Annotated in this window: 10 protein-coding genes; 7 read left to right on the top strand and 3 right to left on the bottom strand. The window is 38.5% G+C overall.

Annotation, left to right across the window (positions count from 1 at the left end; genetic code table 11):
- Positions 1–74: 74 nt before the first annotated feature.
- A complete protein-coding gene (locus B4A24_RS11120) occupies positions 75–1,748 on the bottom strand; it encodes a gliding motility protein RemB (RefSeq protein WP_293944945.1) in 1,674 nt (557 codons plus the stop codon).
- A gap of 194 nt (positions 1,749–1,942) precedes the next feature.
- Between B4A24_RS11120 and B4A24_RS11115 the strand changes: the two genes are divergently transcribed.
- The 4 genes from B4A24_RS11115 (at position 1,943) to B4A24_RS11100 (ending at position 5,970) form a co-directional block, all read left to right on the top strand.
- A complete protein-coding gene (locus B4A24_RS11115; protein WP_293944942.1) occupies positions 1,943–3,358 on the top strand; it encodes a glycoside hydrolase family 125 protein in 1,416 nt (471 codons plus the stop codon).
- Positions 3,359–3,412: 54 nt separating this feature from the next.
- Positions 3,413–4,237: a glutamate racemase gene (gene murI / locus B4A24_RS11110; RefSeq protein ID WP_293944941.1), complete on the top strand. Its 825-nt coding sequence runs from the start codon at positions 3,413–3,415 to the stop codon at positions 4,235–4,237.
- A 69-nt stretch (positions 4,238–4,306) separates the two neighbouring features.
- On the top strand, positions 4,307–4,552 hold the full coding sequence (locus B4A24_RS11105) for a hypothetical protein (RefSeq protein ID WP_293944940.1): 246 nt from the start codon (positions 4,307–4,309) through the stop codon (positions 4,550–4,552).
- Positions 4,553–4,716: 164 nt separating this feature from the next.
- Positions 4,717–5,970: a PQQ-dependent sugar dehydrogenase gene (locus B4A24_RS11100; RefSeq protein ID WP_293944939.1), complete on the top strand. Its 1,254-nt coding sequence runs from the start codon at positions 4,717–4,719 to the stop codon at positions 5,968–5,970.
- Positions 5,971–6,601: 631 nt separating this feature from the next.
- Here the strand turns inward: B4A24_RS11100 and rlmH are convergent.
- Positions 6,602–7,075, bottom strand: a complete 474-nt coding sequence (gene rlmH, locus B4A24_RS11095) for a 23S rRNA (pseudouridine(1915)-N(3))-methyltransferase RlmH (protein ID WP_293944937.1) — start codon at positions 7,073–7,075, stop codon at positions 6,602–6,604.
- A 139-nt stretch (positions 7,076–7,214) separates the two neighbouring features.
- Between rlmH and B4A24_RS11090 the strand changes: the two genes are divergently transcribed.
- On the top strand, positions 7,215–8,108 hold the full coding sequence (locus tag B4A24_RS11090) for a DUF3078 domain-containing protein (RefSeq protein WP_293944935.1): 894 nt from the start codon (positions 7,215–7,217) through the stop codon (positions 8,106–8,108).
- A 119-nt stretch (positions 8,109–8,227) separates the two neighbouring features.
- On the opposite strand, the gene dnaB is transcribed toward B4A24_RS11090, so the two are convergent.
- Positions 8,228–9,841, bottom strand: coding sequence for a replicative DNA helicase (dnaB, locus tag B4A24_RS11085; RefSeq protein ID WP_104382556.1), 1,614 nt, complete (start codon positions 9,839–9,841; stop codon positions 8,228–8,230).
- 412 nt (positions 9,842–10,253) lie between these two features.
- Here dnaB and ubiE point away from each other — a divergent pair, with 412 nt between their 5' ends.
- The gene (gene ubiE, locus B4A24_RS11080; RefSeq protein ID WP_293944933.1) at positions 10,254–10,994 is read left to right on the top strand and encodes a bifunctional demethylmenaquinone methyltransferase/2-methoxy-6-polyprenyl-1,4-benzoquinol methylase UbiE; all 741 of its coding nucleotides are present in this window, start codon (positions 10,254–10,256) and stop codon (positions 10,992–10,994) included.
- An 81-nt stretch (positions 10,995–11,075) separates the two neighbouring features.
- Positions 11,076–11,837: an SDR family oxidoreductase gene (locus tag B4A24_RS11075; protein ID WP_293944931.1), complete on the top strand. Its 762-nt coding sequence runs from the start codon at positions 11,076–11,078 to the stop codon at positions 11,835–11,837.

The raw sequence follows: 11,837 nt of genomic DNA, 5'->3' as shown, positions 1-11,837 counted from the left end.
GTAGACCAAATGCAAAAAATGAATAATCATGATGTTTTCTTAAGCTCAATAGTTGCTTCAACTTTAAAAACTTCCTATAAATCATTATAAATTGCTCTAAAGCTCGAACGAAGTCCAAAGGTAACCACGCCCGATTTATTTACGACAGGCGTTTCGTATTGTGCTTTAGCATAACGTTGCATATAACCTAATTCTAACCGAAGATTATATTTAGGGTTGAGCACATATGCTGCTTTCGCATCCGCATAATAGATATTATTCTTTATCCCTTGGGCAATATGATTGCCGTACAAATTGGGGATGGTATTATACGATTGAAAGATATTTCCGCCCATATTGCTTCCGTCCGGTAGATCCAATCCATTTTGCGTATACATTCCTTGCAAAGAAAAATCCCATCTATCCCAGGCGTAGTTGACAAGACCAACCAATTCCCTGAAATTAGCACCTTTTGGATGCGCCAGCGGTTCGGCATTGTTACTATAATTGGAATAAGATTTAAAGTGTGCATACGTATAAGGACGAGCGGTATTATACTCGGCCAGGAAATTTAGGTTTTTGACTCCAAACATATCATAACCCCTTACCCCTAGCTGTGCGCCCCATTTATTGTGTGCATAGCCATTTCCTGCAAAAAACTCCTTAGCTGTAAATTCGCCCAATAGAAACTGACCATAAACAGTCAAGTTATAAGGCAACTTATATTTTGACGTCAAGCCTAGGAACATCTTATCGGGCGATGTACGGTTATTACTCTCAACAGGACGGATAAAGATAATTGGACTCAAATAACTAAAGTCAAATCCTCGCTTCCCGCCTTCATCCTGTGCTGCCCAAACGACAGACTGGAAGAAACCAACGGACAATTTATTGGTCACATTCCAATCTAAATATTGAAACGCGCCCCATTTTTTCCCATCTCCCAGGCGTCTGTTATTTTGCCCTTCCATAGGGTACATTCCACTGATATCTTGTCTTGGATGTGTTGGATCATTCATATACGCCCAGATGGAAGTATATTGTACATTACCGATCGTACCCGTTAGCTTCAGATGTGCATAATTAGACGAAAAGTCAGAGAGCAACATCGAGCGATATCCGTCTCCAATGAAGTTCTTGTCGTAGGCTATGGTCGCTTGGATATACTTGTGTGCATCATAAGTCATGCTTGCTGTCGCATACATCCAATCCATCTTATTCTTAGACTGAAATTTGGTATTTCCCTGGCCAGGAATTACTTTATTGGCAACAATATAGTCATCCAGGTATTTTGGAAAAACAGCCTGGCTCTCAAAGGCCGATGAGTTAAATGTGAATTTATTTCCTATATTTAACCCCACCTGAAAGCCCCTTCCGTTCATCCAAGTCCGACGCTTATCGCCCTGCATATCTTTCCCGATATACATATCTGGCAAAAAATCAGCATAGAAGGTATAATCATCTTTCTCCACTTGAACCAAATGTTCGTTAAAGATTTTACGCATGAACCAATTCGATGAGGCAACCGGTTTATTGGATTGAATCGAGTCAAATTTGGCCAGCAATAAAGAATCCTTGATTACGAATGGTTTGGCTGTTGTGTGCATTCTTGTCTCAGTAGAATAAACGACATCGTTCATTTTCTGATAGAAATGATACGAATAAGGTTGGCTTTTAATTTGTCCAAACCCTGCGAACGAGACACCTACCCCGATGCCTCCCAGCACAATTCGAAGTAAATTACTTTTTTTTGATATATTAAGCCCCATAAAATTATTTCAGATGATTTCTTCTAGCAAAATGTATTCCTAACTGCAAATTAACCGAATAAAAATGACTTTATTAACATTCTAAGTCAATTTTATAATGCTAAATCGTATTTGCTGTTCGTTATATTCAAAAATATTTATATCTTGCATCTTAGTAAATAACCTTGTATAACAAAAAATCAGCCCTAATAAGCATGAAACGCAGAACATTTATCCAAAACGCAACCTTATTAACAGCAGGTGCATTTGCGAGCAAATTTTCCTTTGCTCAGGAACATTCTTTTCCTACTGTGCGTACCCCTAAAGAGAAACGACTTTTTTCGAGCAAAGTAATTGAGGATGCTATCGCAGAATTTCAAAAAAACACAAAAAATAAAGAGTTAGCCTGGTTATTTAACAATTGTTTTCCAAATACATTGGACACGACAGTATTTCCATACGTCCAAAATGGAAGAAATTATACCTATGTGATCACCGGGGATATAGATGCCATGTGGTTACGTGATAGTAGTGCACAGGTATGGCCTTATCTTCCCTTTATGAAAAAGGACAAAAAATTACAGGATCTGATCGTTGGTTTAATCCAAAAGCAGAGCAAATGCATTAACATCGATCCTTACGCAAATGCTTTTTATAATGACCCCACCAAAAAGGGAGAATGGTTTAGTGACCATACCAACATGAAACCTGGCATCCATGAACGGAAATGGGAAATCGACTCCTTATGCTACCCGATTCGATTAGCTTATCATTACTGGAAAGAAACAAAAGATAGCAGTCCATTTAATGAAGAGTGGTTGGAGGCACAGCATAAAATCTATCAAACTTTTGTTGAACAGCAACGTAAGGATAATTTGGGCCCTTATAAGTTCGAACGTACGACTTCGAGAGGTTCAGACACCTTGCAGGTCGATGGTTACGGATATCCTGTTAATCCTGTGGGTTTGATCTGCTCAAGCTTTAGGCCGTCGGATGATTCCACAATTTTTTCTTTTTTAATCCCTTCCAATTTATTTGCAGTCGTTAGTTTGAGACAAGCGGCCGAAATTCTTAAAAAGGTCAAAAACGAACAAGAGCTTTCCGCAAAAATGGAATCATTGGCGAATGAGGTTGAAACTGCCATAAACAAATATGGAATTATTAACCATCCAACGTTGGGGAAAATATATGCTTTTGAAGTTGACGGTTATTCAAGCCACTTGATGATGGATGATGCCAATATCCCGAGTTTATTAGCCCTACCTTATTTAGGGGCTATTGACATCAATGATGAAGTTTATCAACGTACGCGCAATTTTGTATTATCCGATAAGAACCCATTTTTCTTTAAAGGTACCGCAGCCGAAGGCATTGGTGGCCCGCACATTGGTCGTGATATGATTTGGCCGATGTCAATTATCATGCGTGCACAGACTTCGACAAACGATGAAGAAATCCGCAACTGTATCAAAACATTAGTAAGCACACATGGGGGCACAGGATTTATGCATGAATCCTTCCATAAAAATGATCCTAAAAAATTCACCAGACATTGGTTTGCCTGGACCAATACATTATTTGGCGAATTAATTTGGAAAATATACAAAGAGAAACCATCTTTGCTTCAATAAAACTGAATCTTATGACGCAATGTTATAGGTGGATGTAACTTATAGCATTGCGTTATGAATAATACAATAACTTCTGGTCCTATTGGAATTTTTGATTCAGGCTATGGCGGCCTTTCGGTATTTAAGGAAATTCAGCAACTTCTCCCTCAATATGATTACATTTATTTAGGCGACAATGCACGCGTCCCTTATGGTACACGTTCATTTGAGACGGTGTATAACTATACCAAACAATGCGTTTTTAAACTATTTGATCTAGGCTGTAATCTCGTTATTTTGGCCTGCAATACTGCTTCGGCCAAAGCATTGAGAACGATCCAGCAAAACGATCTTCCGCCAGGAAAGAAAGTTCTTGGTGTCATCAGGCCAACGACAGAAATCATTCATCGTTATACGAAGACAAATAAAATCGGTATTCTAGCCACGACAGGAACAGTAAAATCTGAATCGTATAAAATAGAGATCCAGAAATTCAATCCTGAAATTGAAGTATTTCAACATGACTGTCCTTTTTGGGTTCCTTTGGTTGAGAATAATGAGATCAATACAGAAGGTGCGCAATATTTTGTCCAAAAGGATATCCATGAGCTATTACAGCAAAGCGATCAAATTGACACCATTGTTTTGGCATGTACACATTATCCGCTTTTATTGCCTATCATCGAAAAATATGTCCCCAAAAATGTCAATATTATTTCTCAAGGGCCGATCGTTGCGAACAGTCTGCAGGAATATCTCCACAGGCATACTGAAATAGAAGCATGCTGTTCCAAAAATAGTCAATTAGCTTTTTATACCACGGATGACCCTAGGGACTTTGAAAACAAAGCAAAAATATTCTTTGGAAAACCTGTTGATGCAAGCCATATCAGTGTTTAATATAAAAAGCGAAGAATTATTAAAACTTTTGTCTTTTACTTTTCGTTATTCTAGGTAAAGGAGCGTCTAATGAAAAAGAATTTTATAACCATCACATACAATCAAGAGTCACAACATTGTGAGTCAAAAGAGTTTTCGACTTTTCAAGAAAGTGCGGATTATTTCAAGACTTTTGAGACTTCCGCTCAACCAAACTATGTCCCTGTATGTATTTATAATTTAAACACTAGTACAACATTAGAGGTGAGTGATTATTTTGTCAATAAAGATCATGAGCTGCAACAGATACTGACGCAATGTTTGGATAAGTTTTAGGCACCCCTACATTCACATTGCACAGGATGAAAGAAGATGCTATCTGTCCTATTTTTTAGATCTTTGGTAAAATGTCGATAAATTTATTACACGATATCCGATAGCATCTCATTTATTTTTAATATCTTCAAACGAACAATCGGACCATAAACAAGTCATTAACAATGAAAACCAAACTGACAATAAGCCTTTTAACAATATCGTTAGGCTTGACTGCCTGTAATTCCAATCATGCAAATTCAGGTTCCAGCCAAGATAGTACAACGAACTCAGCGACAGATACAACGAGCTACCCTCCGGTAGAAACTCAAAAAGCAAATACAGATTACAAACCCGCTTTTGCTGGACAGACTAGGATCGCCGGAGTAAAAACAGCTACAGCGTTCGAAGGCAAAGTCATAGCCGAAGGATTAAAGTCACCTTGGGGCATTGTGGCTCTACCAGATGGTAAGTTACTCATTACAGAAAAAGAAGGTGATATGCGTATAGTAAGTACCGATGGAAAATTAAGCGAACAAATCAAAGGTCTTCCTGCTGTTAATAGCAGTGGCCAGGGCGGATTACTTGGATTGAGGCTAGATCCGGATTTTGCTGCAAACCGGATGGTATATTGGGTTTTTTCAGACAATACGCCAGCAGGAACACTAACGGCAGTCGCCAAGGGTAAGCTTTCAGCTGATGAGAAATCAATCGAAGGAGCAAAAGTGATCTATCAAGCAACTCCAGCCCATAAGGGCAATTTACATTATGGCGGACGCATAGTTTTTGATAAAGAAGGAAATATTATTTTCAGTACCGGTGAACGATCGGATTTGGTTACGAGACCTCTGGCACAGGATCTAAATGCTGCCTTGGGCAAGATTTTGCGTATTACCAAAGATGGACAGCCTGCATCGGGAAATCCATTTATAGGAAAAGCAAATGCACGACCAGAAATCTATAGTTACGGACACCGAAATCCGCAGGGACTTGCTTTTCATCCCGAAACCGGGGATTTATGGGAAACTGAATTTGGCCCTCGTGGTGGAGATGAGCTTAATAAAATCCAGGCTGGCAGCAATTATGGTTGGCCAACCATTACCTATGGGATAGAATATAAAGGAGGTAAGGTTGGTGCAGGTATACAGCAAAAAGAAGGATTGGAGCAGCCGGTTTATTACTGGGATCCAGTCCTCTCGCCTAGTGGAATTACGTTTTATACAGGTCAAAACATCCCTGAGTGGAAAAATAACTTATTTATATGCGGCCTAAGTAGTACGCATATTGCCCGAATTATTCTGAAAGATAATAAAGTCGTTGGCGAAGAGCGCTTACTTGGTAGTGAAGGGCAACGGTTTAGAGACATTACACAAGGAACAGACGGTGCTCTATATGCCATCACTGATCTTGGTAAATTATATAAAATAGATAAAAAGTAAGTTTGATAAAGATAATTAGCCCCAATATGGGGCTAATTATTATAACATTGACGCTGCATAGACATCCCGTTAACCAAAACTCCCTCCTGCTCCACCTATTTTATTCCTCAATTATCAATTCAGAATCAAATTACAGGATTAATTTGGCACATACTACAGTTTGGCGTGATTATTGACAACATATAACCGAAACAATAAAATATCATATGGTAAAAAAAGAAAAAATGAAAAAATTATTAGAAATTAACCCCTTATCGTTCTATGTGACTAACTGGGGATTTGTAAACAACACCGAACCAAAAAGAACGCGCAAGACCTCCCAGGCTTCTCCGAAAAATTAAGCGTTCTTCCTCTAAACATTTCAATCAAATTCATTAAATCATCTACTGATATCCTCCATACGGATATTAAGTAAGAGATTTATTCTTTTACTTATACCATCAGTAGAGGATATCAAATTATGCAAAATAAATTGCCAATAAAATCACGATAATAATGCAGGCTATCATGATGTATTTATTCATTTGGCTATTTTTTTCTCCTTCATCACTTTTATAGTGATAATCACGTTTATTCGGTAAATTCATAAGTCTGTTTTTATTAATGATGAAGTTACGGACTTTTTTCCATATTATTCGTGATGATAAGGTTCACCTTTCATAATGGAAAATGCTCGGTAAAGTTGTTCAGTAAAGAATAAACGGATCATTTGATGCGAAAAAGTCATTTTTGACAAAGACATTTTTGAATTGGCTCGATCATAGACTTTTTGATCAAAACCATAAGGACCACCAATGATAAACACCATATGCTGTACACTGTTGATCATCATTTTTTCCAAATAAGCCGAAAATTCCAAGGAACGGAATTCTTTGCCGAATTCGTCCAATAAAATAACCATATCCTGTGGTTGTAATTGTTTTAAAATCAGTCCAGCCTCCTTGTCTTTCTGCTGCTCCTCTGAAAGGTTTTTGCTATTTTTAATATCCGGTATTACTAGAAGATTAAAGTTTACGTAGTACTTTAGTCTTTTAATGTATTTGTCGATTCCTTCGATCAAGTAATTATCATCTGTCTTTCCAATACAAAGTAATGTTATTTTCATAGTATCTATCAAGTTATCAAAGTTCCGATTTTATTTAAAATATACGCAAACAAAAAGCTACAAAACAATAAAGAAAGTTATTCGTTTAGTTATAAAACATTTATTTTCTCAACAAATGCACGAAAACCAACTTTTAAGTATGAAAAAAATTAAGTCAATCTTTCTTATTGCTTTAAGTTTAATTAGCTATCGAAGTTTCAGCCAGGAAACCCCTACTGACACCAGTAAAATATGGACCATCAAAGGTGAAAACACCTTTTTGATTAACCAGAGTTCATTCTCCAATTGGGCTGCAGGTGGTGTCAATTCATTTTCCGGAAATCTCACCCTAAATTATGATTTCAATTATAAAAAAGATAAATGGTCTTGGGATAATAAAGTTTTAGCAGCCTACGGACTAACTTTCCAAAAAGAATCGGATTGGCGTAAAAATGATGACAGATTGGTATTGAACAGCTTATTGGGCCATCAAGCCTCGCAATATTGGTTATATACTTTTTTCCTTAATTTTAATACGCAGTTTGCCGATGGATTTGATTACACCAAAACTCCCAAACAGCCAATATCACGGTTTTTAGCGCCTGCATACTTAAGCTTTGGACCTGGTTTTGCCTACAAAAAGTCTGATAACTTAAGGTTTAATCTATCCCCAGCGGCGCTAAGATTTGTTTTTGTCAATAATACAGCTCTTTCTGAAAGATACGGACTGGATCAGGGTAAAAAAGTAAGAACTGAATTCGGCGCATCTTTTGATGCCTATTATAAAGTAAACTTAATGGAGAATGTTTCCTTTGAAAATATTCTAAAGCTTTATTCAAATTATCTCGACAAACCGCAGAATGTTGACATAGATTATACCGCAAATCTGTTTATGAAGGTCAATAAATTTATAACGGTAAATGCTGGTGTGCAACTGGTATATGACGACAACACTACCCTTCCGATCATTAAAGATGGTGTAGAGGTCGGTAAAAGAAACTCAGCTTTACAGGTTAGACAAATCGTTGGTGCTGGAGTAACCTACAAATTCTAGCAGCCGATAGTAATCCTATTCGAAAACAATTACCCTAGTTAAGTAAACACATCAATAAAAAAGCCGAAATAACACTATTTCGGCTTTCTCATTTATGGATACTGATGTAAAATTACTTATTAAAATGGTGCATCGTCAGGCATATCGTTCATCCGTGAAGGCATCGTAATACCACCACTAAATCCAGCCCCGCCAAAGTCATCGCCAAAATTCGGGGAAGGGTTCAGGGCTGACGCTGAAAATGTAGCTGGTGCATCACCGAAACCATCGCCACCACCCATTCCAGAAAATTCATCCTCGAGGTCGACGAATTTAACGAATTTACCAACGAAACGAAGTGGCACGATTCCTGTTTCACCGTTACGGTGCTTGGCAATGATAACTTCACCAACACCGGCGGTAGGGCGTCCCTCTTCATCTTCTGTCAGACCGTAATATTCCGGTCTGTATAAGAAAAGTACCATATCGGCATCCTGCTCGATAGATCCCGACTCGCGTAAATCGGATAACATCGGTCGTTTACTATTTCCTGGTCTAGATTCCACTGCACGGCTCAATTGTGATAAAGCCAAAACAGGGATATTCAATTCTTTCGCGACCGACTTCAATGCCCGGGAAATACTACCGATTTCTTGCTCCCGGTTACCTCCGCCTTTACCTTCTGCTTTACCGTGCATCAATTGCAAATAATCGACAATCACCATTTGAATATCATATTGTGCTTTTAGACGACGGCATTTTGCCCTAAATTCAAATACATTCAGCGCAGGCGTATCATCAATAATGATCGGAGCATCTGTCAGTCGCCCGATACGAGAGTGCAATTGCTGCCATTCGTGATCTGCCAGGTTACCTTTTTTCAATTTTTCCTGTTCAATTTCAGTTTCTCCAGCAATAAGACGATTAACCAACTGAACCGATGACATCTCCAGCGAGAATACCGCTACAGCTTTACCGTGTTCCACCGCCGCATTTCGCGCGACAGACAATACAAACGCCGTTTTACCCATGGCTGGACGTGCAGCGATAATCACCAGATCCGAAGGTTGCCAGCCAGAAGTCATACGATCAAGCGCGGTTAGCCCTGATGGCACACCGGTCAGACCGTCCGTGCGATCACGTAACATCTCAAGATTTGAGATGGCTTCACGCATAATATCGTCCATCTTCCGGGAATCTCTTCTCAAGTTATTTTGTGCAATATCAAACAAGCTCTTTTCGGCATGATCCAAGAGGTCGAAAATATCGGAGGTCTCGTCATAAGAGCTATTGATAATTTCAGTCGAAACTTTGATCAGTTCCCTTTGAATATATTTCTGAGAAATAATCCGTGCATGGTATTCAATATTAGCCGCTGAAACAACCCGGTCAGTCAGTTGAGTAATGTAATAAGCTCCGCCTACCATTTCCAGCGCACCCATTCTCCGCAACTCGGATGTAACCGTCAAAATATCAATCGGTGAGGTCTTTTGGAATAAACCAAATATCGCTTCAAAAATTTTCTGATGCGATTCCTTATAGAAAGACTCAGGTTTTAAAATATCAATAATCTCGCTCAGTGCATTTTTTTCAAGCATCAATGCGCCCAAAACAGCTTCTTCAAGATCTACCGCCTGTGGTGGTAGCTTACCTAAGCCGCTTACCATGTTGTTTAATTTGGTACGGCGCTCACCATAATTACCTCTTTTGTTATTATCCGTATTATTCGCCTCAAAATTGCTCTCGTTCATCATGATATTATATCAGAAATATAGCTTCCCAGCTCTTAAATTTAAGATGGGATAACAAATGTATAAAAAATAAAATTCACCACGATGATGAATTACAAACAGTAGATTTAGTTGTTCAGCCATCAACTGTCAAAACGCTTTGAAGGACACAGTTTTACCGCCTCACTTATTAACACAGCCTGTGGAAAACATGTTGAAAATAAAAAACAAGCACTTAAAATCAATACATTAAAAAGTGTTGATAACTTAAGCCACTGTGAATAACCAAAATTCCACAAATTCAAAATGGCAGCATTTATTTCTTATCAGGGGCGAGGCTAATCACTATGATTAAGCCAGAAAAATCTCAGCTTTAAATCAAAAAACAAATCCTATTTTACGCCTTAAAAATATTCTTATATTGTATATTTGTAAAATGACGCACGATTCTTCTACATTAAAGCCCTATAAAGATGCCAATGATGGCAAGAAAAAACAGGTGGCGGATATGTTCGACAATATTTCCCATTCCTACGACTTCTTGAACCACTTCATGTCTTTAGGGATTGATATTATATGGCGAAAAAAAGCCATTAATGCCCTAAAATCGATCAAGCCTCAGCTGATGCTTGATGTAGCAACCGGAACGGGTGATTTTGCATTGGAATCTATAAAAATATTGAATCCAAAAAAGATAATTGGTGTTGATATTTCACAAGGGATGCTTGATGTCGCCAAAAAGAAAATAGCAAACAAAGGGCTTGAAAGTCAGTTCGAAGTACAATTAGGGGATTCGGAAAGACTTCAATTTGATGACAATACGTTTGATGCTGTTACCGTGGCGTTTGGGGTCCGTAACTTCGAGAACTTAGAGAAAGGATTATCTGATATCTACCGTGTATTGAAACCTGGCGGTAAAGCTGTTATTTTGGAGTTCTCGAATCCAAAAAAATTCCCAATAAAACAACTCTATAATTTTTATTTCAAATATGTAACCCCAACCATTGGAAAATTCTTTTCAAAAGATGCCAGTGCTTACGAATATTTACCGGAATCTGTTGCTCAGTTTCCCGATGGACAGAAATTTGTTGCTATAAATAAAAAGGCTGGCTTTGACCAAACGATTGTAAAACCCCAGACGTTTGGTATCTGTACGATTTATATCGCTACAAAATAAGTCAATAAACGATTCTACAGCTACATTTTAGCATAAAAAGACGGTCAATATCGAGTTTTAATATTTCAACTAGTAACATATATGAGAAAGACAGTTTTCATCACAGGAGCAAGTTCAGGTATTGGCCAGGCCTGTGCTGAAGTATTGGCAAAGGAAGGCTACAATCTTTTACTTTGTGCCCGCAGACTAAATCGTTTGGATGAATTGAAGGAAAAACTGAGTTCAGCCTACCCCGATATCAACATTCATACCTTTGAGTTAGACGTCAGAGATTCAGAGCAGGTCCAGAATCAAATAGATGGTTTGCCACAGGAATGGAAAAAAATCCATGTGTTGATTAATAATGCCGGACTTAGTCAAGGTCTGGATCCTATTCAGGACGGCGATATCGGTGACTGGGACAGAATGATCGATACCAACGTCAAGGGCTTGCTTTATGTGAGCAAAGCAGTTATCCCACTCATGGATACTGAAAATGGGGCACATATCGTCAATTTAGGATCTATAGCCGGAAAAGAGGTTTATCCCAATGGTAATGTATACTGTGCGACAAAACATGCCGTCGACGCGTTAACAAAAGCAATGCGTATCGACTTGCTTTCCAAAGGCATAAAAGTTAGTTCCATTGATCCCGGAATGGTCGAGACAGAGTTCTCCGAAGTTCGTTTTCATGGCGACAAGGAACGGGCAAAAAACGTCTATGTAGGCGTACAGCCCCTCACCGGAACCGACATCGCTGAAACAATACTTTTTGTCATCACTAGACCGGCGCATGTGAACATCAACGATCTATTAATAATGCCCACAGCTCAGGCTACGGGCACGATTGTCAATCGAAAATAA

Source organism: Sphingobacterium sp. UBA7249 (assembly GCF_002472835.1).
GTDB lineage: Bacteria > Bacteroidota > Bacteroidia > Sphingobacteriales > Sphingobacteriaceae > Sphingobacterium > Sphingobacterium prati.
Note: the sequence above shows the minus strand (reverse complement) of the source record. Positions and strands in the feature narration are given on the sequence as shown.